The following is a 24,278-nucleotide window of genomic DNA, read 5'->3' as shown; positions in this document are numbered from 1 at the left end:
TTGACTTAACTAAATAGCAGTGGTTCATAGCTTACATACACTTGTTTCCATTTCTTCAGTTATTTCAAAATGACCTTTTAATAAAGGTAGTAGGTACCGCACTTCTTTAGGTAGATCAGCGCTCTGTAATTTGGCAATCGCAACTTGACATTGGTGTATTGCTACATAATCTGGGTTCTCTATATTGCGCGCATAGGGTGCTAATTCATGGACTATTGGATGATTTGAGGGCAATCGCTGCCAAAGTTGAAGCACCACTCGCTTCTCCTGAGTTAGAAGCCAATTGTGTGCTAATTTTTTCGTTTCATCATTCAGTGAATCGTCATCGCTTAGGTCTTTGCATATCTGTAATCCCAACGCTTGAGTAATATCTAATAAATGACAGTATCCTTTTTTAGCACCAATTTTATTGTCTTCATCATGGTTAATAATATCTTCTTGTACTTTATCAATAACATTCAGCATTGATATATAGAAGTCAGCTTGAGTACCGGGAACGCCTGTTGGATCTGCGATCTTTTTTAGATCAGAAAATAAGCTTTGTGCTTGCCCCCTGCGAATGCTACTAACGGTTAAACGCTTGTACCATCTGCCTATGTATTGCTTTTCGAATGACTCGATTAGTTGATAATAATAATTAATTCTATGATCAGCCGCCTGAACTAAAGCTTGCTGAGGTTTAGCAACTACATATAATTCTAAACTTAAACCTTTCAGCGACTTTAATACCTTACTTAAGCCTGCTGATCGTTTTTTTTCTGATAATTGCTCAATTTGTTTATTAATGTTCCCCACTTTGTTCATTAAAAGATGATAGAAGGTCCAGCATTTATTGTGTAAATCGTCTGTATAAGTGATTAGAGAATGAGTAATACTGTGCATCAAGTGCACACGAATACTGCCCTGATTATTATGATTGAACGCCCCAAAAAGACTCTCAAAGGTCAAAATACCTTGTGTTCGCCTGGAGGCCGCATTTTCTGAGGTCTCAGTGGCTAAGATATTTGCCAATTTTTGTGCATCAAACACGTTTTTTAAGTGATTGCCATCGTGAATATGATCCTCGTTCCATTTGTTCAATAAGTATAATAATTGTGCGTCAGGAATTGCATCGGGGGTTATTTTATCTTGTTGTGTAAGACGAGTAAAAATCAGCAACCGTGCTTTATCATATCCATTATCAAATAAATCACAGACACGCTCTCGTACGTCGGAAGGCAAGCCATCTGTTTCTTTAATAAACTGTATTTTTTCATCAAAGGCTCGGCTATCTTCTTGACTCGTCTGCCATTGTTGCCAAACGTGGGGATTGTCCAAATTCATTTGACGACGATCAAGAATTTTTAATTTTTCAATGATTGAATCACTACGGCCTCCATGCAGGTATTGCTGTAAAATATAATTCTGTTGATTTTGCTTTTCAATGGCAGAAGTGGCAAATAGTGGTTCATATTGTTCGAATGTATTAATAATCAGCGTTAACGTTTTCAGCGTTCGTCGTTCACCATTCAGAGTAAAGCACATGTTATAAAAAGTGATATAAGCATCATCCTCCATCACTGTTTTGGCTCGCAATAACAAATCTAAGATGTCCTGGTAATGATTATCATATTGCTCAACCGCAATTAAACAGGTGTGGGGATCTAGCGAATCATAGACTGCCTGACTTAACTGCACCAATATTTTTGTGGCTTCATACACTTGATTCACTCCATCCTTCTGCAGAATGATTGCTTGAGACCGCTTTAATAATGACTCAGGCTCACCCTCTGACGGCAATGAATTTTCCTGTGTTGTTATCCCTTTCCGATTCGTGAAATTATTTAAGGCGTTACCTACTTCTGTAAGTGCTATTATAGATTGCTGAAAGCCCCCAAGATTATGCTGATCCGCTGTGCGCTTTACTCGTTTGTTAATCATTTCGAAAGGAATGTTGGCAGGCAAAGACAGGATGGATGGCATAACGTTCTCTTCCATTGTTTTTGCGCCAAATTTATCTTCACCGTAGGATTCATTTATAATGTTTACTAATTGTTGTGCTTCAAATGCATTAATCATGTATTGCTCCGCGATAAAATAAATCAATTGTGTGTTGATTTGGTTACTAGCATAAAGGAGAGAGTTCGGCGCTGGAAAATAGTTAGTATCTATACGTCGATGGGGATAATGGAGGAAGATATCTAATAATGCATTGAGCGTTTTTGAATAATCATTATTAAGCAAAATTTGATTCGTTCTATAGTAACCCATTACCTGATCAAGATATTGTCTATCCTCTGACTGAGCCATATCATAACGAACTAACTGACCCAATAACTTTTGCCAATGCCGTGAACTTAAATGAGTAGTCAATAATTTTGCGACGCCATCATCCTGATTAATAAACCGGTCAAAACTAGCAAATCGGTTTGGGGTTAACGTTTGCCAATAACATTGCCATAAGACGTCAGTAACATGGGTTGCTGTTTGTTCTGTGGTGAAGCGTCGATACGCATCGGTATTCCTAGAGACAAATCCTCTACACGTTAAGCGCACGATAAATTGGATACACTCTCCCAAAATCGTCATGTGATGGGCAGTGAGCTCAGAAACGGGTTGTGCACATGGATGAGCAAATAATTGGGCGAGGATTGATAGCTTATCCATAAAGTGGGACTCGCTGCGAGCCTTATCGAATGTTTTTACAACGTCACTCATATATTTCAATGGAACATAACTAATAGTGGGTATAGGTAAAATCGCAAGTTGCGAAAATAAGGCCTTAGTATTGCGAATCAATAGATGGTTATCATTATTCTCATGAGCCTGACCCGCCTTAATTAGGATGTGATAAAAAGCATTTAAGTCATTTAATCCCTTATTTGACTGCCCATAAAATAATTCTTGTAAAGGATTAGATAAATTAGTTAATACGGTAGGAGATATGCTTTTAAGCCAGCCTTGATAAAACGCTATCACATTAGGCATATTGGTGTGTTGTGTAGGCTCAGGTACCGCTAAGTTATCGTCGCCTTTATTCCAGGCTAATTTTTTCATCTTTCGGACGGAGTGAAGTAGGTTGTCCTTATCATCCAATAAGCTTGAATTCATATAATCAGGGTATTTAACGGCAAAAATTTTCCAAGCAGATTTGGCTTTTTCATAAAATATATCTAACACCACTTCATTGTCTTCAAGCGCTCCCGTCATTCTTTGCTGCCAGGCCGATTCTATAGACTCACGGCATTTTAACCAGTCTTTTCGAATGGCGCGCATAATCGTTTGGTCTTCAGCGAGATAGTGCATTAGCTGTGCGATAATGTGACTCGAACATTCCGATACCAACGCCTCTTTGCTGCGTATATTTTGTTCGCGCTGAATTTTGATTTCACGCCTTAAACACTGTACCACCCGCGTTTGTATGTATTTTTCTTGCTTACCCTCATCGTTTATGAGCCAATTCCATTTATTACTTTGTCGTTTTTGATGTTTAGCAAATTTGTTCTTGAGGTGATGCCATTCTCTTTCCAGCAAGTGGCTTAGCCTTTCTGCATATATCTCCGAATGCGCAAAACCCTCATATGCAGATCGGATTTGGGCATAATCAATTATGTCTATAAGCATGCCTTTTGCGCCATTGCGACCTTGACGCCCTCCACTTTGCTTCGTAAAACGAGGCATATCTGGATTAGAACGAATGACTAACAAGCCCTGTTCTACTTCCGGCTTGATATCTGTACCCCGAGCCATACGGGAACTGTTGATAACGAATCCAGGTTTGCCGGCGTAAGGCAAGATATCCTTTTCATGGAGTCCACTGTCATTGGTATCGCAAATTAATTTTTTTGCCATGGTCTCTGGCAATAAGCTATAAAGACGTTTTGATAATGCTTTAACGGCAACATCGTCTTTACTGACTAGTAGGGTAGGCTGATCTTGATGCGCTTGAAGGCATTGAATAATCGTTTGCTCATGCTCGTCTTGTCCATCACAAGAGATCATGCCTTCATATACCGTTTGTGACACTTCATGCGTAGGTAACTTAACGACATGCTGAATGTCATAACGGTCCTTATAAACGTTAAGCTCCCCGGGATCACCCATTGTTCCAGAACAACCTTCTATTTGGCCGTAATAATGTTTGATGAGGGAGGGAACATTTTGCGATAGGACAATAGCGCTATCTGGTGCAATAAAGAAATTGGGTTGTTCTCCCTTTGTAAGTGCCGTTTCATTCAAGCGCACATGTAAGAATTGATGTACGCGTTCACTAAACGTTGCCCCATCTTGCACTTGATTATTAATCACAACTTTAGCAACTCGACTCTTCATGGTAATGTTATTAGAAAGAGTTGTTAAACCTTGCTGTACGCAATAGTCTTGATTTTCCACAAGATTATTGGCCGTATAAGCCGCTGAAAGTAAATCAGCAAGCACTTTATCGCGCGCTACAATAGCCGCTTGTTTATCCTTAATGTTTTCATCAACTACAGGAGCAAGATAGGTTTTAATGAAGCTGGATTGAATAGGAGCATAATCACTCTGTTGCTGTATATATTCGCACAACTCAGCAAGATGTTTTGTTCTACAGATATAGGGAATACCTTTTTCATTGATGGGTAATGCGTCTTTAATTGTCTGAAAATATCGCCAGGTGGCTTGATAAACCCAAGCGTCATAGTTGTATAGTTTGTTCGATTCACCACTATAAGAAAAATTAAACATGGTTTGTTCATCAAGTAACACATGATCGCCTTCATCAAAAAAAGCGACGCGTTCCTTAATGCAGTAGTTAATATATCGTCTACTTCCTTCAGACCAACAATGCCCAGATTGAAATAAACTAAAACTACTAGGCGTCATGTAATTGACTGCACCAAAAATATCATCCCCAACTTTATAACTATTTTCATCTGAGTCAGGAACAATATGGCTGTTCTCTATACCAATAGCATCAAGAATGTAACCAAATTCTTCATGGTCACGGCTGGATAAACTTTCTTTTGCTGTAAATACATCCACAATTTTAGCATTCAACGCATGGAATGCCACGCGCATAATGGTAATGATGCTCTTGCCTTCTCCCGTTTTAATCTGATAAAACACGCTTTCATCATTATGTAGAGAAGTATAAATTAAGGCGAGCATTTGGGTATGGTTGGCCCACTTCCCGGTTTGACGTAGCAATAATTCACGTAACATCGATAACAACTGCAAGCGATATATTCTTTTTGCCTCTTCATCGCTGGCGCCTTGTAGCCATTGCGCCGTTTGCCTTAATTGGGCTTTAAGTTCATTGGAGCGTATCTTTCCTAAATCCTGCTCTTGTGCATAGGCATTAACATAATAAAGCATCCCTATAATTTGTTTTTGCTTATCATCACTGATATAGCCCGTATTTTTTTCTTTAATACCCCCAAGAACACGCTTTAGTTCTTGGCCCTCTGGCTCAGTGACACTGTAATGTCGCAGATCTTTAGCTTGATCCACCGTTTCAAAATGATGAATTAGAGGGTCAACCTTATAATTGGGTAAATTCTGAATTAAGTAATCCGCGGATGGTGTTGGGGGATGAGCGCAATAATCAGCCAGTTTCTTCAGATCATGATCATCCAGTCTTGATAATACCTGTTTCAGTTCCGAGGAATTTTCTGCGAATGGCGCTAAAGTATAAATCCCAATCATTTCTATTTCAGGTATTTTTTGTTCCTGGCTTAATAATAAAGGCTTCATTACACGTAATTGAGCAATTGAACCTGCTTTGTTTATCTCAGTTAATAATCTATAGCGGCATTTAAGCCACATTGGTTGGATTTCCGCACTAACGGGTATCGGAAATAATGATGCAATTAGTTCATCAGTCCACAAAGATGAAGATTCTGCTATTAATAAAAGAGCTTTAGAAACTTCAATTTGGTAATCAATACGGATGTTATCTACTCTATATCCAATAAAATTATTAATTATCCAATTAAAGTACTTGTAATCAGGAAATTTTGGAGCCAGGCGTAATAGCATTGATTTAATTTGATGGGGTATATCTGCCTGAGTAATCAGTTTAACCTTATCTTTTAATGGCGGTTCCAAACGCGCCGTTAACTCATTTAAACGATGGTTGGTTAATTTATCGCCTGTCTGGGTTAACAATTCATTAAGCATATCATTAGGAAAATGCGTTACTTCATCGTGTTGTGCAAGCATCAGACTGTCTAAAATTTCGCTGAGTTGTTGCAAACTCATATATACAGATCCTTGCTGTTTAATATGATGAATTAACGATCCTAGGGTAATGGCTAAATCATTAAAATGAGGCTTATTATCTATACGTTTAAATGGTTTGATCAACTGGGTAAATGCTTGTTCAAGAGGATTAAAATCCGCTTCGATAGCTAAATGGGGAGTGAGTATTGTAATCAAAGCAGCGTTTTCTTTTGTATATTGAGGCAGAAGTTGATCAGTGAATTGTCGTATGAAGTTTTCTTCTTCTTTACGGGTTAATCGACGGAAAGTAGCATCTTGCTCTGTAATATCACACCCCATTCCTACCCATGTCGCGATAAGTTCCCGTCGTTTATTATCGAGACTATCAAGTGGGATTGTTTCGCCATCCAGTTGAGACAATGCATGTTGAATATCTTCGCGATTGGGTAGCCAAGTTGATGTGAGAAAAGAGATACTTTCCAGCTGCTGTAAAAATCGCTTTTGGGTGGATAAAACATCGTTGCTCTGGCCAAAAAACCAATTTTTCCAGGGAGAGTCCATTTTAATAAGTAGCCAAGGTGTTTGACGCATGGCAGCTAAATAAGCCTCATCTTTCAAGGCGTGTTCAGTCATTTGTATTAATTGGCCCGCCACCTTCGGTGACTCGAGCAATGATTGGCTTTGCAAGTATTGGCATGTTTTACCAAGGGCATTTAATAAGGCTATTGTCTCACTTATGCCACATGACGCTAAATTCTGTAATTCCCCAGGATGATGTGCCTGGGAAGTTACTAAATTCTTTAAGCCATATTCCTTCAAGACATGAGCAATGAGGGGTAAATGAGCCAGGGGAATTTTATAGTGACTATCAAAATTTATCTCATCAAGTTTAAACTGTTGATTCCACCACGCCACCACCTCGTTCATTTCGTCATGACAGAGTTTTGGTAAAATAGTCTCTAGGTCATCGCTACCCCAATCGGTGATTTCCTCCCCACCAAACTTAAGATTAATCAGCAATAAACGCGCCACTGGATAGGAAATACTGTTGCTTTCAAGGGATGGTTTGATATGTTTAACATAATACTGATATTGGTTAAAATTAATCTTGAGTTGGGCTGCGAGATAACGGCCAAAGTCAATGACTAATGCATCGCTATCAATGACCTTATCCCAGCTTGGCGTATAACCCGCATCAACATGCGAATACGTAAATTTTTCTAATTTTAAATCCTCTGACCAATAGGGCATCGCGTTATAGCTCATCGCATAGAATAAACCATTATGCTGCCAATCGATTTTATCAAGATTATCCAGTAGGTGTTGTTGAGCCTTTGTATCGAAAAACTGTCCTTCTATCTTTTTTAAACAATGAAAAAGACGATCCAGCCAAACGAGGGATTGAAAGGATACCTGCGTGTTTAATAGGCGTGCTACCAGGTCATCATCTAGCTTTAATCCCTTATGATCTATATAAGAAATCATGATTTGATAGGCATACCACAAACGATCATAACCTACCCAACCCACATGTTTGACTTGGGCTTCTAATAGTCTGAACCAAATACTGATGTAAGCGGGCGATTTATCTTTTAATGTGATTAAACTAAATCCCAGCGCGTCTAAGACAGGTTTAGCTAGTAATTCAGTGGCATTTTCACTATTGTCAAAAATAGCATTTTTCCAAATTCTAAAATTATGTTCTCCAAAATGTTGAAAGATTATAAAGGCAATGCGGAGAAAATGATGACTGCCCAATTTCCATTCTTTACTGTCATAGTGATAGCACAACTGCCCAAAACTTTTCAGCTGTGTTTCATTCATCGTCAAGATAAATACACTAATAAAATCTTGCCCCACGCCTTTTCCCAAAATAGTTTCTGCCCAAAGCGCTAACTGTTTTTTGAGCGTGAGCGTATTCCAGGGACGGTCGAAATTACCTGATAGTTCATAGCGACTCATTACGATAGGTATATCGGGATGCAGCGGATTAAAATGTGTTTGGGATACTTTGCGTAAAAGTGTAACTTGTTGTTGATGTTGTTCTGAATTAAGCGACTGCGTTGCTAGATGATACCAAAAGGATATTTGAGCTGTTTCTTGTTTTCCAATTAAATCAAACTGGCGATAATCTCCATCAAAATTGACTGCTTTTGCTTGAGCATCTAAATGAGGGATAAAGGGATTACGTATTTCTTTTGTTTTTGCTTCCCATTCATATTGCTCTCTTTTCGCTCTGTCTTCATCAAAACAGAGGATATAAGAGAATTGGACATTTGGATGAGAGCTAAGAAAAAATCCAAAGGGCAAATGATTGGGTACGATTCCCAGCTGAAAAAAAGATTCATATTGCCTTATTTTTTTCAACGCTTCTGGTTCGATGTAATTAATCAGGTAATATGCATCTGTATCACTCCCAACCCAAAGGCTAAATTGCTTGGCCCAGCTCACTGATTCCTCGCGGGTAGAGAGGCGATCTTCAATATTATGACGCGTAAACAGGCGGCTTAAATCTAAATCATAACGTTTGATGTCTGGTTCTTGTTCTTCATAAACAACTCGTTTTTTTTGAACTTGATGCGCGATTTCATGCCGAGCTTCAATATTTTGTTGCAACTCTTGTTGGATACCAGGTGCATTAGACGAGAGCAAAACCGTTTCATCTTTTCCTGTGAATGGCTGTTTTAAGCGGTGTCTTAAATTACGAATATCCACCATGGGATCTAGTGTTCCATCAGCGCCTTGGTAAAGGATAAGAGTATTGTTTGCTAATTCTTTCTCATGATGGAGTCGTTGATTATCGAGAATTTTATTTTGTAAGGCTTGGTATCTAGCCTTCAAAGCATTTTCTTCTGCATCATCACTGACTTGGGTATTCAGTTCAGGGATACGGATCATGGTTATTAAGGGGTTATTATCAAGCGCTGCTAATTTCTCAAGTTCACATAACCAACCATCCTGTTCTGCCTCTGAAAGCGTTTTAAATTCATATAAAAAAAAGGCTTCGGTTTCATTGCTGTGAATGTACCTGCAATCATTAACATTTCGAATTAATTTTGCTGTTTCTTCAAGAGCTGCGCGGGTGAATGACTGAGGTAAAACAAAGTGAATTTGCTTAAATTTAGGAATGCATCGCTCATCGCGAATAAATTGTGTTAACTCCTCGCATAAATGTTCTATATATTGGGCAGCACTGTTTAGATGATCCCCGTTTAAATCAAACAAGACAGAAAGATTTAATTGCGGGGTTTGATGAATTGCATGCCAATGTTTTAAATAATTGTCACGTAAATAACCAAAGAAGGCATCTGTACCTAAGTGGCCCATTTGAGCAAATTGCGCCATACGCCATGCAAAAGAATCTTGCTTAGGTGTTATTGCTGGATTGTACCAATCTTGGCGCCAAACTTTATCCTGCTGTAGATAGTTTTGAATGGCTTGTTGGCTCAATCCTTCTTCAAACTTATTAAACAATAAAAAAACTAATCGTCCAGCTTCATCCCAGCGATTAGTAACCCTCAAATCAGCTATTGGAACGCGATAATGTGTCAGTAATAAACGATTACATGCAGCACTGTTACTTAAACGCACTAAAGGCGGAAAATGTCCTGGATTGATTGCCTCTTCACTATTAATTGCAAAGCTAACACCCGTTAATTTTTCAGTAGACTTATCAAAAATGTACAATGGTAGATCAGGCATGTCTTTTTTTGATGATGCTGTCAAGGTTAGTGCTATATGGTGTACAGATTGGAAGCACGCCATAAAGCAAGACTGGAGGAAATTATTCCCTTCAACGATTGTTGTTAACTGAAATTTGTCGCCTGCTTTATCGTCCCAAGCCATCTGAATCTTTTTTTGATCAACTGATGCCAAGATTTTCTCTGCATGTAACGGCTCTAATTGTGTTAGTGTGGTTTTATCAGATGGAGGTGATTTCAGCAGTTGATGCCATGGCTGTTCTGTAAAAGGGTCGGCATATTGAAAACTATTGCTAGCTTTTTGCTCAGTTTTTGCAAAAGAAGTTTTAATTAAAGCTTCCCAAACATAGGCAACTAAATGATATAAAGAAATTCTGTTACGGTACGTCTCTAAAGGTATTGCACGATGGCTTTGCATACAATAAGGCAATACTCTTGCAAATAACTGATATTGCCAGATTAAGTTATCTGGTAAATAGGTGTATTTGGTTTCACATTTATTGTCAATGGTAACGATTTCATCTATTGAGAAACAGGATTTAATAGCTTCTAATTTGAGTTGAAATTCCTTATCTTTCGCAATTTCTGACGAAATGTAGAGTGAGTTTCGGCCTTCATATTTATCAAGAAAAATCCAATACGGATTATCTACGCTATCTAAATTAATTAGCCAACTCTGACAATAGCTTTTGCTAAGAAGATCTAACTCCTTTAATTCGCCCAGTTCCACCGGCATGATATTTGCGACCAGTTGAGTCTGCCCTTCAGGGGGTGAAGCCTTGATTCCAAAATAAGTAAACAGAAGTCGATAAACATCTAACCTAGAAAGATGATAGGTGCTCGCGTCCATGTGAGGCCAGCGCGTTGCCAGTGAGGGTAGTAATAAAAATTGCTCATAATGATTTCCATAGATTAAATCTAGAGGATAATCATGCATTCGATGCATAAATTTCTTATCATTGAATGCTGGCCATTGTATTTCGTAATATGAACAGTCTAGTTCATAGTAACCAAGGTTATTGTAACTATAGTTCTTCGAAAGGGATAAATTAGTTGCATCTAATGTACTCTTAATGAGTGGGCTGATATATGCTATAACAAATTTGTCATCATTATTTGCTATAGTAGATAGCCAAGGATGCCTCTTAAAAAAACGATTTAAATGACTAGGAAAATCTGCGGCAGAGATTTTATTAAGCCATAAAGCCCTTAAATGAGGAAGAATATTGTTTGTAAATTTTATATTGTATTCAGCATCGACCTCTTCGTGAAAATAGCTTTTCGGAGGAGGCCAATTGCCTGGCCAACGACGATATCGGTAAGAGGCTGTATTGTAGCGTTCAACCTCAGTGATTCTTTTCCACTCATTGTTCCAATTTGAAACAGATTTGCCATAAATATCTTCACATATGAAATCGATAATTTGTTGAAAAGACTTCATTAAACTTCCATAACCACAGAGTACGACGTATTATGACAGGAGGTATCTTTTTTGTACATGTTCAGTAGGTAAACGCATGAGAAATAAAACGACAGCTAATTTTCCAAAACCATGCACCATCAACCCTTGATAAGATCTGACATTACTTGCAATTTGGATACCGTTTTTCTCATTAATCCAATTAAACAGTGATGCGATAGTCGCTGTCTCGAAATGTTTGAGGTGGGTTAGATGGATGAAAATTTGAATAATTTTTTTGATTTTAAATCATCAGCAACGTATCTTAATGGAAATTATTTTTCAATGTCAGAGACTCGAAAACTGTAAAAATCAGAGGAACCATTTTCACTTTATAACTACTTCTCATTAGGCAAGGAGCGCTTATGAAACACCGCTTATTTCTTTCACTCATCACAGCGGTCGTGCTGGCTAGTCAAGCTCAGGCAGGCAGCATGGGGCCTGTTGTGGCCTCCAAAGACTGGAACTGGGTGGGCTCTATCAGCGCCGGCCCTGTCTGGTCTGATACCGGCAGCAGTCGAACCTTTTTTTTAGAGCCGGACATTGAAAAAAGCTATCTGGCAGGCAATGACTGGCGTGCCCTCGCTTTTGTGGAATTATTCGCAGGCGCTGAGCGTCCCATCAACGACAGGCTGTCGCTGCAATTAGGCCTGGCGCTGGCAATGACATCCAATGACCATCTGTCAGGCGATATTTTAGAAGACGCTGATGCCGATTTTAACAATTTCAGATACAGCTACAGCCTCCAGCACAAGCGCGTCTTAGTTAAAGGCAAGCTCACTTATGATGCGCACCCGCGCTTAAAGCCTTATCTTACAGCTGGCATCGGCGTGGGATAAAACAAGGCCAAAGATTTTGTCGCAAGGCCTAAGATTTCCAATGAAGTACCAGCGCCGCCTTTTCAAGACAAGAGCAAAACCAGCCTGGCCTATGCCCTGGGTGCTGGTATCCAGGCTCCCTTAAGTGGCCGTACGAAATTAGGCATAGGCTATGAGTTCTCCGACTGGGGTAAATCCAGTCTGGCAAAGGCAGCAGGGCAAGCTTTCAATACCAGTCTTTATGAATCCCATGCTTACACCCATGGTCTGATTATCACATTAAGCGCTACGGCTTAAGGAGAAAAAAATGAAAAGAATCTGCACTTACGCCTTTGCGGCATGGCTTTTGATAACCAGCTTGCCCTTGACTGCGGCCCCAACGCCTAAGTTTTTATTAACGCCTACAACCGCCACCACCTATCAATTGTCCGTCAATGATGTGGTGACGGTAGGATACCAAGTCACTAACCAAACTAAAATCACTCGCACGCTGACTACAAAGCCCTTACAAGGGGTTACTCAGGTCAACACCCAACCCAGCAGTTGCCCCAGTCCCTTCACTCTGGGCCCTAATGAATCCTGTCTGCTGGAGCTTGAAATTCGTGGTGCAGATGTAGCGCCAGGAGGCATCCAGGGCGGCCCGCAGGTGTGTAAAACGCAAGGGCCGGGCAACAACAGCCCGAACCCCTTTCTTTGCTCGCAACCGGCAACTGCCAATCAGTTAGGCATCACCGTCCTTGCCGTGCCTCCGATGACCAGTTTAAAAATATCAACCAATGAGCTGGCTATCGCCAAGCAGGGGATATTTACCGCAGCATCCGGCACTGGCCCTGCTGTCTCCAAAGCAAGACAGCTGATTATCACCAACATCGGTACGGCCGTGGCGCAGGATGTTGATTTCAGCATCAGTCCGGGTCTACCTGTAGACACTGACATTACGCCCAGTAGTACCTGCGGCAACATAGCCCCGGGCAAGGCGTGTATTTTAACGATTACGCCGGGTACGACCGCCAGTGGCGCACCAGCTACGGCCCCAACGCCCAGCGTCCTCACAGCCCAGGGCACCAACACCAATGCGGTGACCTCGGATATCATTATCCTGACCTATGGCCATATTTTCAAAGGCGGTTATGTTTTTTCCATTGATGACGCAACGGATATTGATCTTAGCGTGGGAGGAAGGGTAGTTTTGGAATCAGACCAGGTGGGTAATTTCGCATGGGGCCCTGCTGGTGTAACAGGCGCCGACAGTAAAGACAATGGCAAAACCAACACTGATAAGCTTGGTAGCACTTACCCAGCCGCCCAGCAATGCATCGGCCTGTCAGCCGGCGGCTTTAAGGACTGGTATCTGCCGGCGATTTGTGAGCTGGGGTATCAAACAGGTAACAGTTCTAATTCTGGCTGCGGCACTGAAGTTAACCCCCTGATACAGAATGTACACTCCAACCTGGGCCTTGAGGGAAACATTCCTGACTACGGTTTTGTCAGCGCGTACTACTGGAGTTCTACGGATGACGGTGTGTTCAGCGCCTGGCTCCAGAACTTCGGCAGTGGCGACCAGGAGATCTTCGGCAAGAGCAGCATCGGCATCAAGGTCCGTTGTGCCCGGGCTTTTACCCCTTAATCCCTTTATCCCTTTTCTTTTGAGGCAGCTTGCTGCCTCTTTGAAAAACCGCGTAAGCGGTTTGGTTTATTTTTTTTGGTTACTATAATGGCGTTATACACAGAATTGCCCGTTTACAAAGACGCTTATCAGCTGGTGCTGAAGGTATTTGAGGTGAGTCGCGATTTCCCAAGAGAACACAAATACAGTTTAGGTCAGGATATGAAGCGTGACGCTCTTCATTTGCTTCGCTGTATTTACCGGGCCAACAAGCATCAAAACAGACTGGACTTACGCAAAACCCATTAACTTGAGAAATAGATCACACATCGAAGAGCGAATGGATCAAAGATTAGTTATCTGAGTCATATTAGGGCAGGATCAAACTGTTATGATAATGCGGTCATGGAAAGCTTTTTTCATACCTTGAAAATTGAAGCGATTTACGGGGTTACTTTTAAAACTAGAAAAGAGGCTCAATTAGCTCTATTCGATTACATTGAAGTGTTTTACAATCGCAAACGCATCCATTCATCTCTAGGGTTTCAAACTCCCAGCAATTTTGGAATGGCTGCATAATGTTGGTGTCCGGTTTTTCGAGGTAGGATCATTATCAACGACAGCAACTGATTCAACATCTGATTGAATGGCTTTTTTTACTAGCTTTTCTTGGCTAAGTGAAGGTAATACCGATAGTTTTGGTTTTGAACTTAGGGTCGAGACACTTTCATTATCACTGGATGCTAAAATTTTATTTATAGGTATTATTCCTACAAGCTTTTGCGTATCAGAAACCACGTATACGACTCGTATATCTCCCCAATCCCGTTCAGATAATTTTAATTTGATTTTATCAAGAGTATCAGTGAGGTTTGCAATAGGGACAAGCGTAGTCATTAGACTGCCAGCTGTTTTTTGAGAATAGATAGACTGAGTGATACCCATACTATATTTGATTATCCAAACAAAAAGTGTACCAATAGCTTATCTAATAATACGTTGTAGTTGAATAGGACGGCTTAAATATCCCGTGACAAATGAATTTGTGTATTTAGCTTCACGGTTTTATAGCTTTGTTATTTTCTTGTGTCGCCACTTCGAGCACTTAATGGGATTCCTAGTCTCATTATGAGTCGCTAGGTGTAATTTGCTAGTTAGGGCTTTATGTTACAAAATATGTTATACGCCACAAATCATGATATGCCTGCTATGACGACTATATCTCAAGGAAAACAAGCACTGATTGATGCCTTTCAACGACATGTTGACGCGGAATTAAGAAAAGACTTAGACGCAACCTTGGCAACAATGACATCTGATCCGCATATAAATAATATTCCTACCATGATAGGAGGGGCGGGACAAGAAGGTGTGCGCAAGTTTTATAGCGAATTCATTCAGTCAGGAAAATTTTTTCCACCAGATACTGAAATGGTGCCTGTTTCAAGAACAATTGATGAACATCAACTGGTCGATGAAATTATTTTCAAATTTACACATAACTCCGAAATTGGTTGGATGTTACCTGATATTGCCCCGACAGGAAAAAGAGTAGAAATTCCTTTAGTTGTGATTGTCGGATTTTCCCAGGGGAAGGTGACGCATGAACATATTTATTGGGATCAAGCAAGTGTGCTTGTGCAAGTAGGTCTATTGGATGCAAGGGGATTGCCAGTTAACGGGATTGAGTCGGCCAAAAAGATGGAAGAAATACGTCAATGTTATTTTTAAACATTGCTATAGCATATCCATCCAGTACTCAATTATCATCACCATAGCCAAGGTATCCAGCTCACAATACCGCAATAGACCGTTTCTTAATCCTAAGCGTTCAACATCACTCATATCTGTGAACTGTGGTAATCACCCCCCCCTTTGTTAGTGCCTTGATCTTAATAAATCAGTGTCCATTATGAGGCTAGCCTATTTATTAGCATGATCAAGTTGTCTTTTTCTGTTCTTTGTGACGATATTATATGCTTGTTAGTTTTAAAATGAAAATTTTGATTTAATGTGGGGCTGGGTGTTTTTAAGAGGTAGATATTTCCGATGGGTATACATCCATACTTAAACAGTATGGACTCTACCCCAAATGTAGGGGCACTTTAATTGGATTATAGTAATCTAATTCTTTGATTCCCCGATCAAAAGAGGATTAAAGTGCCCCTACATTCTAGAGCTTATGGATTTAGAAATCTGAAAATTATTGATTATGAGTTAGAGTGCTGTGTGAGTGAGTGAGTGGGTGAAGTGCCCCCGGATTTGGGGAAGAGCTATGCTTCGCCGCACTTCGTGCTCTTCGCTGCGCATTTTGTCGAACCTCTTTCGGTTCGAACGCTTCCGGGACAGTAGTCCTGGTTTGCGTTGATATATCACACTATTTTATATTTTCAGTGTGGCTTTTTAGATGGCGCGCCCGGAAGGATTCGAACCTCCGACCCCCTGGTTCGTAGCCAGTGTCTTAAAATTAAAATTCATTTAAAATCAATGCCCTGCAATGCATTCCTGTGACGAAATACTGCCTAGAACTGCGTTAAGTACACTGTGTACAGCGACAGTTTGGCACGTTTTGGGCACAGTAAAAGAAATAAAATTTGTGACCAAATAAATAGATTGCTAACATTATTAACTATTTTAAATGGTATTATTTAAATGTATCCAGAGATAACTACGCAAAGAACTTTTATGCGCCTCATTTCAATTGAGGATCTTGAGCCTGTCGCAAAACTCAATGCTAATCCTGATGTAAGAAAATTTTTTCCTGATGGTATTCAAAGTAAAAGTCAAACGAAACAAAGAATATTTCAATTCCAATCATACTATAAAGATTTTGGACTGCCTTGTTTCGTTGTATTTGATAAATCAACTGGTAATTTTATTGGCCGTTGTGGCTTTGGCCCGCTAGAGACTGGTGAAGTAGAAGTTGGTTATCTAATTATAAAGGATTTATGGGGACAGGGTTATGCAACTGAAATTTTAAACGCGTTGCTTAACTGGTGCTGTGAAAATATTTCAACAGATTATATCGTTGCTCTAGCCCCATTAAAACATACAGCTTCTCATCGGGTTATGGAGAAGTGTGGTATGGAATATTACAAAGAAGAGCAGGGGTATGGAGTTTCATGTAAGTATTATCGATACTTCTTAAATAATGAGAAATAAGCGCCATCATTATGCAACTCTTTCAGCGGCTTCCTGCAAGAGCTGTCCAGACAAATGTGCATATCTTAATACAGTCTCATAATTGGACCACCCACCCAGCTGCTGTAATTCATGTAGTGAAGTACCATTTTGTACATGCCAGCTCGCCCAAGTATGCCTTAAATCATGCCAGCGAAAATTTTTAATTCCTGCACGATTTAGCGCTTTTCGCCATGCATGATTATTGCAACGGCTTACAGGATTCCCTTTGTAAGTGAATATAAAAATTGGGTGATTTCCTTTTTGTTGCTTAAGTATTTCAATGGCTTGTGTATTTAATGGAACTGGAATCCCTTTTTTGGTTTTAGATTCATCGGGATGAATTAAAGCATGCCGTCTATTTAAATCGATATCTTTCCACTTTAACTGTGTGACATTTGATTCTCTAAGGCCCGTTAAGAGTGTGAATCTTGCCATATCTCGAAGGTGGGTGGGGAGCTCTATAAGAAGCCTATCTGCCTCTTTACGAGTTAGCCACCTAATTCGTTTGTTATCTATTATACGCATCCGGATCGGGGGAACAGTTTGTAACCATCCCCATTGAGTTTGGGCTTTGCGGAGGATGGAGCGGATTATTTCTAGCATCCGGTTTACAGTAGCAGGGGATACGCCAGTTTCTTCTCTTGCTTTAGCAATTGTTTCTATATCATCTTGATTTATTTCAGTTAATAATTTGTTGCGTATAAAAGAATCGGTCCAGCGCAGGTGAATTTTATCATCAACTAAAGTTTTTTTATGCTGTGACTCGTTTAACCACCTAATAACTGCATCCATCCAGGATTTTTTAGGGATAGATGGTAGCACATTTTCCTGCCATAAATCATTTTTTAATTGATCATGTAACTGCTGTGCTTTAATTTTTATTTTAGTCCCAGTACTTTGACGTATTCTTCTTCCATTGTGTGTGATGTCGATCCACCAGATGTTATTTCTTTTGGTGATTGCCATTGTGTACTGCTCCTGCTCTTATTGTTTATTTCCAAGCTTCTATTATTTCTGTACAAAGATCTTACATATGTGATTAAATCTTGCTCGATAAATACCCATGCTCTACCTATTTTGACGCCAGGCAACACACCTGATGCGACCATACGTCTAACAGTTTCTTTATGCGCACCAAGAAATTTAGCTGCCTCAATTATATTCAGTGTTTTTGAGTTATCTGATTGTTGATAATTCAATGTAGTAGTACCCGAGGGAAAATTGGACTTCATAATTCAGCTCGAACAAAACATAACGTGTTTTTATTTGAAAACAAAACGTGTTATTTGTCAACCATGAGTTTATTAATAAAAATTAATAAGTGAACGTCGATTAATAAAATGTGTTTGCTTAGTGTTTAAAAATAGTTCTACTACTCAATTCCCAGACTTCATTTTTATCGTTATACTTTTGACTTAGTTGTTGGATTTAGCATCATGTTTTTGGATGCATATGGATTTACAATGAAAAACGCTAACTCAATTAAAGCTCTTTTAGCCGGTGTATCAGGTACAACTCTCCAATGGTATGACTTTGCGATATTCGGTTATTTTGCACCAATCATAGCAAGAACTTTTTTTCCAAGTGAGAATCATACTGCATCTTTACTGAGTACGTTTGGTGTATTTGCTGTGGGGTATTTGCTTGCACCACTCGGTGCAATTTTTTTCGGTTATATTGGTGATCGTTATGGAAGAAAGAGAGCGTTAAGTTTAAGTATTCTCTCAATGGCAGTTCCTACGGCCATGATAAGTTTAATTCCAAGCTATGCTGTAATTGGTATCAGCGCTCCGATTTTAATTACCTTATTTAGGGTGTTGCAAGGGTTTGTTGCCAGTTCAGAGTTTACTGGCTCAGCTATATTTTTGGTTGAACATGCAAAACCAGAACGACGAGCATTATTTGGTTGTTTAACCAGTTCAGCCTATAGTGCTGGAATGTTATTGGCAGGATTAGGAGCCTCTTTTTTCACCGCATCTTTTATGCCCTCATGGGGATGGAGACTTGGATTTGCTGTTGCGATTATCGCCGGAATATTGATTTTCTTTCTACGACAGCATGTAGAAGAAACACCTGCCTTCCAATCAATGGACAGCAATAAACCCAGGGTACCCTTTCTAACCGCTGTCAAGGAAATGCCATTGACTGTTATTGGCGTGATTGGGATAGCTTGGTTAGTTAGTATTATAACCTTTGGGACCTATGTATTCTCTGCAACTTATTTACACAGTTATTTTAACATTCCACTCAGTCTAGCCACATTAATTATTACTATGTCGCTGCTTGTAGATGCCTCTTTAGAACCACTCATCGCTTTACTTGCTGATAAGATAGGACTTTTAAAAGTATCGGCTACAGGAATGATTGCCCTTATGATTTTTGCCGTTCCTCTTTTTCATCTGCTTGCTTCTGGTAATTTAGCTTTGATTGCAGCAGGGATGGTTTCAATGTCAGTTCTAATTGCAATCATCTATGCGCCTTTAAATGCTTATATGGTTTCATTATTTCCATCACACTATCGGTATAGTGGTTTTGGCGTGTCATTCAATGTTGGCATTTCATTATTTGGAGGTACCACACCTTTGTTTATGATGTGGTTGGTGAGCAAAACGAGTAATTTTATGGCGCCGGCATGGTATTATGTGTTTGGTTCCGTAATAGGAATTGTTGCTTTGATGATTTGTGAGAAGAGCCAGAAAAAAGAAAGCCAAAACCTCAATCTGGTATTCAGTTAATAAGGTGTTTATATGAAGTTTTTTACCTCTGCTAAGCATAAACTTACTTTTACGAGACTCAGCGATTGTCTTGATTGTGCTCCAATTGCAGCAAAGTGGGCTGAAGATGAATGGGGGTATATTAGAAATAAGGGTGTTGAATATCGGGAACAGGTGCTTCGTGGAATCAGTGAAGATGTATACATTGGTTTTTATGCAGAACAACCCGTTGCAATGTTTGCATTATTGCCTCATAAATATCATATGGAACTGGCCACACGATCAAGTAAGTTACCCAACGCAACTGAACTAATGTATGTCTATGTTGATGAAAGAGTTCGTGGATTAGGTTTTGGCCGTCAAATCGTTGATAAGGCTAAAGCAGTCTCTCACGATGTGGGTGCGCGATTAATTTACTTTGATACTCTGAAGCAAAGCTTAAATCGTTTTTATGAAAATCAAGGCGCAAAGCAAGTTTGTGAAGGGCGTTTATTTACTGAGCCAACGGATGTTTTTTATATGAAAGCTTGAAAAACGGATTCGGCATTACATTAAGCTGATATCAAGACTAGCCGATCTTAAAATAATTGGTAGTCAGATCAATTATTTCCACACTGATAGCCGCATTACTAATATTTAAATCCTGGATAAAACGATTCAGAATATTGAGCACTTGCTTACCTACGCTACGTTTAACCTCATCTGTTCTACCAGGCATGATCTTTATTGTTAAATGTAAGAAAGAATTATTTTCAAAGTTAGCACCGATATAGTATCTGCCGTATGTAATGACCCTGCTTTTGCAGCTTGATATTTGAGTAGGCAATGCATCAGCCAGTAATTGGTGCAATTGTTGAAACAACGTTTTAAACTCGTTGATAGCAGCAATATTATCGCTACATTCTAGGATTAAATGTGGCATTTTTATGAATTCTCAAAACTTTTAATAAAATGGATGGAATGCGAAGTATAAAAGAAATTGAAAGCAACAAAACTATTGAAGCCCATATGGGCTTCAATAGTTAGAAAAAACGTGAACATATCCATTGAGTTCTACCGCACAAAAATCATTGATAAAAAGATCACGGGCAAATGCGTCGTAATCAAAATAGGCCATCAAATTGTCCGGTAGTTTCTCGCAGTAGCATTCATCGATAATTTGTTCGGCAAAATCAACTTCAGAGTCATAACAACCGTGATATTGATCCTCTATCATCACCTTGGCAGCATCGAAGCCGAAATCCGCAATTAATGCCTGTCCAAGTTCTTCGTGCTCGGCAATAAATTCAGCGTAGTCCGCTATGGTGCTGATAGATTCAAATTCATGAATCTCAATATCACCGAATCCTTGATAATCATGGATTGCCCAATCGCCTGGATCTGAAACAGGACTATCTTCAAGCATGGCTTGAATATCCTCCATAATCGCATCTTCAGATTGATTTGCATCAATCCATTGACCATGCAGGTAGCCACTATTATAAGATGCCAAACAAGCAACGTAGATTTCCGGTTTATCCATAGGGGTTGTCCTCCTTTTATATGACAATCAGAGAGCAAGCCCCTGCGGGAGCTTACTCCCGCAACTTGGGTTATGATTAAAACGGTAGGTCTTCTGAGTTTTGTTGCAACATTTCCCGCATTTGAGCCATATGGTTTTCCGCGGTTTTGTTAGCAGTCTCATCAACTGGTTTGGAATGACCAAGAAGCTGAAGATTATTTACCACAATATTGAGGCTATGGCGGCTATTGCCATCACCATCCGTCCAATGGTTAGAACGGAGTTTACCTTCAACATAAATCTGTGATCCTTTTTGTAAATATTCAGAAATTTTGGTCAACTTGCCAAAAATTACCAGCTGATGCCACTCAACTCTGGTTTTCCATTCCTCATTTTGTTTGAATGCTTCATTGGTTGCCAAGGTTGCGGTGACAAAAGACTGACCGTCTTTGCCGGCGATAGTTTTCGGATCAGCGCCAAGGTTGCCTATTAAAGTTACACGATTTAAAGCTGCAGTCATAAGGTTCTCCTGTTATTGATATGGTGCGCCACATAACAGAAAAACATCCGCATAGAGCAGGTGGTTTTCTGTTATGCGGAAATGGCTGGTTTAAATGCTTCAACAAGCAATTTGTCGTTGGGAAGCAATTTTGACAAAAGAGATTAGCGCTTGAAGTTTAGACAAACTCAGTTCTGCTTGATGAATGTTGTCCAAAGAAATCTGCATCCGGTAACCGTGCAGATCATTCACACAACAATTTAATTCAAACAGAATATGCTCAACCTCATTTTGTAAGATTGCTGATTTTTGCATGGTATTCTCCTTTAAAATAAAAGAGGATTATCCCCAAAAGGGATGATTAATCCCCAATGGGTTATGCAATGAAACAATCACCGACATATCGGTTGATTTGCCTAATTGTTAAAGATGATATGCTATTAAGCATTCCATCGGCGAAAAGCCGTAAGACATGTCCATAAATTTCCCGACTAAACGTTCCGCCACGAATTAGGGAAGAAAGATGGCGTTATCACAAGACCTTAAGGTTTCGCTAGATTCTCGCTAGCTCGTCAGTTGTGTTAAGTTCATAATAACATATGACGTGTAAATGTAAACACGAAATGTGTTTTATGTTTTAAGCATATATTGCCACGCCTCGATGATCATCACCATAGCCAAGGTATCCAGCTCACAATAGCGCAATAGACCGTTTCTTAATTCTAAGCGTTCAAAATCACTCATATCTGTGAACTGTAATTTTGCATAGGCAATTGTTGCAGCTCCACCTTCTTTTAAATCCTTACTTTCAAATAATAAGGGAGCATCTTCATCAGAGATATCTTTATTGATGGGCGGTAATAGATGATATGGGTCTTTGATTTTCTGATTTTCTTCGACTATCCAGATTTGATTAACAAAATTATGGCTAGGAATGCCATTAACAGCTCCATAAATAGGTTGACTGTATTTTTCTTGAAGGTATTTTGAGCGGTTAAGAATTGCAGGAAATACCTGCTTTATGGAATTGGAACCATTGGTCAGCGGATCATAATAAAATCGTTTGATCAACTCTAAAATATCCACCATACAACGTGGGCCTTCCCATTTCTCTTTGCTTTCAGAAGGTGATTTTGTGATTGAACGGATAAAAGAACAGAGCATTTCTTTATCATTGGGTGGAACAGGCATTTTTTCCAGTTGATTAAGAATGAAGTTGAGGTAAGTGTTTTCGTGATTGCTGTATCGAAAAATTGTCCCCTCATCATTTTCCAATTCTCTTTTTAAATGTCGAATAAAATCGATTGTAGGATTAACGCCTGGCTCAGAATTAAGATATTCACCAACATGAGCAATATCGCCATTTTTATCCAATGTATGATGTGAATATTGGAAGGCAATGCCTTGATAAGGGTGAGCGCCTTTATTGAAAGGAATGGGTAACATGGCTGTTTCAAAATCGATGAAGTGAAGCGGGTATTCCCATGAATTCATTTCAGCGTGCAGGTTATCTTCGTCTATCCAGACGATATTATCCTGATTTTTAACTTTTTCTATTTGCAGCCATTGCCGTTGAGTTCTGGAAAGCCCTGCTTCATCCGGCTCTTTGATTTTTAAATCAGACACATCGATATCTTTTAATTTAATTAGCCCATTAATAAAATATTTAGGCTTATCTCGGCAGTCCCATAAATCCAATATGGTGGGATCATTAAAGTCAGATTCTTTATATGCAAGAGCCTCTCGCCAGCATTCCTTAAAGCCAGAGAGCAAATTACTATCTGAACCAATGGTTTTAAACTGGCAAGAACCGCACTCCTTCTTCGCTTTAGGTGGAAATTTCTGATCATTGAAATAAAGTTGGCTGAATTGAAGAAATTGGTCTTTTACCGTTTCCCCGTTATCATTCTTCTCTTGCCAGAGTAATTCAATATGGTAATCAACATTGATTTCTTTAAGAATTTTTACCGATAAATCCTCTTCAGTAAGAGGCGCTGTGAGCGTAACTTTAGCTTTTCCCAGTTTATCTTTTTGTACCAGGAATTTTTGATTCAAGCCATCAGTAGGGCAAAAGGCATCTTTATCAACGAGCATTAAATAGCTGCTAATGGTGAAAGAGGGAAATAATTGTTTTAGAACCCATTTTTGAAAAGCGATATCAGCAATATAGGGACGCCATTCTGAATTAATAGCACCTTTTTTCGTTACCATTTTTGATTCATCTTTCTTACTGATTGACTTGGCTTTGACTTCAATTAATTTGATATGCCCAGGTCTTTTTTTCAGTATATCAGCACGTAGAAAATAATCCTGGTATTGAAACGACGCTTCAAATAAAGTCACTGCGTCTGTTTGAAACAAGTGCTGGGTCGCGTGAATGGCCTCTTTAGTACTTGAGGCCGTTATTGGTATTCCATCAGGATAATAACATCTGGCCAATGCTTCGACTTGTGCACCGCCTTCAGCTAATGCTTTTAAAAAAGAGTCTTCATCCTGCTTATTGGTATATTCATCTGGGCGATCGTAATACCAAAGCTTTGTTGGGCATTCCAAGGCCAGTTTAAATTTTGATTTGGTTAAAAATTTTGCCATTTCCGTCCTTGTAATCAACAGTTAG

The 24,278-nt window shown here is 39.5% G+C and carries 16 protein-coding genes and 1 pseudogene; 8 read left to right on the top strand and 9 right to left on the bottom strand.

Annotation, left to right across the window (positions count from 1 at the left end; translation table 11 throughout):
• Positions 1-24: 24 nt before the first annotated feature.
• Positions 25-11,322 (bottom strand): hypothetical protein, encoded by an 11,298-nt coding sequence (locus E1O47_RS05480; RefSeq protein WP_133130264.1) that lies wholly within the window; start codon positions 11,320-11,322, stop codon positions 25-27.
• Between the two features lie 383 nt (positions 11,323-11,705).
• Between E1O47_RS05480 and E1O47_RS05475 the strand changes: the two genes are divergently transcribed.
• The 4 genes and pseudogenes from E1O47_RS05475 to E1O47_RS05460 form a co-directional block, all read left to right on the top strand.
• Entirely contained in the window at positions 11,706-12,179 is a 474-nt protein-coding gene (locus E1O47_RS05475) for a hypothetical protein (protein ID WP_133130263.1), read from the top strand.
• Between the two features lie 286 nt (positions 12,180-12,465).
• Entirely contained in the window at positions 12,466-13,785 is a 1,320-nt protein-coding gene (locus E1O47_RS05470) for a DUF1566 domain-containing protein (RefSeq protein WP_133130262.1), read from the top strand.
• 87 nt (positions 13,786-13,872) lie between these two features.
• A complete protein-coding gene (locus E1O47_RS05465) occupies positions 13,873-14,073 on the top strand; it encodes a four helix bundle protein (RefSeq protein ID WP_133130261.1) in 201 nt (66 codons plus the stop codon).
• Positions 14,074-14,148: 75 nt separating this feature from the next.
• A pseudogene (locus E1O47_RS05460) lies at positions 14,149-14,343 on the top strand (IS3 family transposase); the annotation flags it as partial.
• Here E1O47_RS05460 and E1O47_RS05455 read toward each other — a convergent pair.
• Positions 14,302-14,709, bottom strand: a complete 408-nt coding sequence (locus tag E1O47_RS05455) for a CBS domain-containing protein (protein ID WP_133130260.1) — start codon at positions 14,707-14,709, stop codon at positions 14,302-14,304. The pseudogene E1O47_RS05460 and the gene E1O47_RS05455 sit on opposite strands and share 42 nt — an antisense overlap.
• A gap of 219 nt (positions 14,710-14,928) precedes the next feature.
• On the opposite strand from E1O47_RS05455, the gene E1O47_RS05450 reads away from it, so the two are divergent.
• On the top strand, positions 14,929-15,495 hold the full coding sequence (locus E1O47_RS05450) for a nuclear transport factor 2 family protein (protein ID WP_242602021.1): 567 nt from the start codon (positions 14,929-14,931) through the stop codon (positions 15,493-15,495).
• A gap of 921 nt (positions 15,496-16,416) precedes the next feature.
• A complete protein-coding gene (locus tag E1O47_RS05445) occupies positions 16,417-16,926 on the top strand; it encodes a GNAT family N-acetyltransferase (protein ID WP_133130259.1) in 510 nt (169 codons plus the stop codon).
• Between the two features lie 9 nt (positions 16,927-16,935).
• On the opposite strand, the gene E1O47_RS05440 is transcribed toward E1O47_RS05445, so the two are convergent.
• Positions 16,936-17,913, bottom strand: coding sequence for a tyrosine-type recombinase/integrase (locus E1O47_RS05440; RefSeq protein WP_133130258.1), 978 nt, complete (start codon positions 17,911-17,913; stop codon positions 16,936-16,938).
• Positions 17,826-18,179: a helix-turn-helix domain-containing protein gene (locus tag E1O47_RS05435; protein WP_133130257.1), complete on the bottom strand. Its 354-nt coding sequence runs from the start codon at positions 18,177-18,179 to the stop codon at positions 17,826-17,828. Before E1O47_RS05435 ends, E1O47_RS05440 begins: the two co-directional genes overlap by 88 nt.
• 231 nt (positions 18,180-18,410) lie before the next feature.
• Here E1O47_RS05435 and E1O47_RS05430 point away from each other — a divergent pair, with 231 nt between their 5' ends.
• Together E1O47_RS05430 and E1O47_RS05425 are read left to right on the top strand one after the other, a co-directional pair.
• Entirely contained in the window at positions 18,411-19,682 is a 1,272-nt protein-coding gene (locus E1O47_RS05430; RefSeq protein WP_133130256.1) for an MFS transporter, read from the top strand.
• Between the two features lie 12 nt (positions 19,683-19,694).
• Positions 19,695-20,192 (top strand): GNAT family N-acetyltransferase, encoded by a 498-nt coding sequence (locus E1O47_RS05425; RefSeq protein WP_133130255.1) that lies wholly within the window; start codon positions 19,695-19,697, stop codon positions 20,190-20,192.
• Positions 20,193-20,229: 37 nt separating this feature from the next.
• Here the strand turns inward: E1O47_RS05425 and E1O47_RS05420 are convergent, their stop codons facing one another.
• The 5 genes from E1O47_RS05420 to E1O47_RS05400 all read right to left on the bottom strand — a co-directional run bounded on the left by E1O47_RS05420 (position 20,230) and on the right by E1O47_RS05400 (position 24,253).
• Complete coding sequence (locus E1O47_RS05420) at positions 20,230-20,583, bottom strand: 5-carboxymethyl-2-hydroxymuconate Delta-isomerase (RefSeq protein ID WP_133130254.1); 354 nt, start codon at positions 20,581-20,583, stop codon at positions 20,230-20,232.
• 93 nt (positions 20,584-20,676) lie between these two features.
• Positions 20,677-21,183 carry an antirestriction protein ArdA gene (locus E1O47_RS05415; protein ID WP_133130253.1) on the bottom strand — a complete coding sequence of 169 codons (507 nt, stop codon included), beginning with the start codon at positions 21,181-21,183 and terminating at the stop codon, positions 20,677-20,679.
• 76 nt (positions 21,184-21,259) lie between these two features.
• Positions 21,260-21,682: a single-stranded DNA-binding protein gene (locus tag E1O47_RS05410; RefSeq protein WP_133130252.1), complete on the bottom strand. Its 423-nt coding sequence runs from the start codon at positions 21,680-21,682 to the stop codon at positions 21,260-21,262.
• A 99-nt stretch (positions 21,683-21,781) separates the two neighbouring features.
• A complete protein-coding gene (locus tag E1O47_RS05405; RefSeq protein ID WP_058502306.1) occupies positions 21,782-21,976 on the bottom strand; it encodes a hypothetical protein in 195 nt (64 codons plus the stop codon).
• A gap of 315 nt (positions 21,977-22,291) precedes the next feature.
• The gene (locus E1O47_RS05400) at positions 22,292-24,253 is read right to left on the bottom strand and encodes a DUF2779 domain-containing protein (RefSeq protein WP_133130251.1); all 1,962 of its coding nucleotides are present in this window, start codon (positions 24,251-24,253) and stop codon (positions 22,292-22,294) included.
• Positions 24,254-24,278: the final 25 nt, after the last annotated feature.

Origin of the sequence: Legionella yabuuchiae, from assembly GCF_900640115.1 — a bacterium.
GTDB lineage: Bacteria > Pseudomonadota > Gammaproteobacteria > Legionellales > Legionellaceae > Legionella_A > Legionella_A yabuuchiae.
The sequence above is the reverse complement of the archived record's forward strand: the minus strand, read 5'-3'. Positions and strand labels throughout refer to the sequence as shown.

Excerpts from the sequence above, each read along its gene's own strand:
- E1O47_RS05445 (WP_133130259.1), top strand. The coding sequence starts at position 16,417 with ATGTATCCAGAGATAACTACGCAAAGAACTTTTATGCGCCTCATTTCA.
- E1O47_RS05450 (WP_242602021.1), top strand. The coding sequence starts at position 14,929 with ATGTTACAAAATATGTTATACGCCACAAATCATGATATGCCTGCTATG.
- E1O47_RS05455 (WP_133130260.1), bottom strand. The coding sequence starts at position 14,709 with ATGGGTATCACTCAGTCTATCTATTCTCAAAAAACAGCTGGCAGTCTA.
- E1O47_RS05415 (WP_133130253.1), bottom strand. The coding sequence starts at position 21,183 with ATGGATAAACCGGAAATCTACGTTGCTTGTTTGGCATCTTATAATAGT.
- E1O47_RS05440 (WP_133130258.1), bottom strand. The coding sequence starts at position 17,913 with ATGGCAATCACCAAAAGAAATAACATCTGGTGGATCGACATCACACAC.
- E1O47_RS05405 (WP_058502306.1), bottom strand. The coding sequence starts at position 21,976 with ATGCAAAAATCAGCAATCTTACAAAATGAGGTTGAGCATATTCTGTTT.
- E1O47_RS05475 (WP_133130263.1), top strand. The coding sequence starts at position 11,706 with ATGAAACACCGCTTATTTCTTTCACTCATCACAGCGGTCGTGCTGGCT.
- E1O47_RS05410 (WP_133130252.1), bottom strand. The coding sequence starts at position 21,682 with ATGACTGCAGCTTTAAATCGTGTAACTTTAATAGGCAACCTTGGCGCT.
- E1O47_RS05470 (WP_133130262.1), top strand. The coding sequence starts at position 12,466 with ATGAAAAGAATCTGCACTTACGCCTTTGCGGCATGGCTTTTGATAACC.
- E1O47_RS05435 (WP_133130257.1), bottom strand. The coding sequence starts at position 18,179 with ATGAAGTCCAATTTTCCCTCGGGTACTACTACATTGAATTATCAACAA.
- E1O47_RS05480 (WP_133130264.1), bottom strand. The coding sequence starts at position 11,322 with ATGAAGTCTTTTCAACAAATTATCGATTTCATATGTGAAGATATTTAT.
- E1O47_RS05425 (WP_133130255.1), top strand. The coding sequence starts at position 19,695 with ATGAAGTTTTTTACCTCTGCTAAGCATAAACTTACTTTTACGAGACTC.
- E1O47_RS05465 (WP_133130261.1), top strand. The coding sequence starts at position 13,873 with ATGGCGTTATACACAGAATTGCCCGTTTACAAAGACGCTTATCAGCTG.
- E1O47_RS05420 (WP_133130254.1), bottom strand. The coding sequence starts at position 20,583 with ATGCCACATTTAATCCTAGAATGTAGCGATAATATTGCTGCTATCAAC.
- E1O47_RS05430 (WP_133130256.1), top strand. The coding sequence starts at position 18,411 with ATGAAAAACGCTAACTCAATTAAAGCTCTTTTAGCCGGTGTATCAGGT.
- E1O47_RS05400 (WP_133130251.1), bottom strand. The coding sequence starts at position 24,253 with ATGGCAAAATTTTTAACCAAATCAAAATTTAAACTGGCCTTGGAATGC.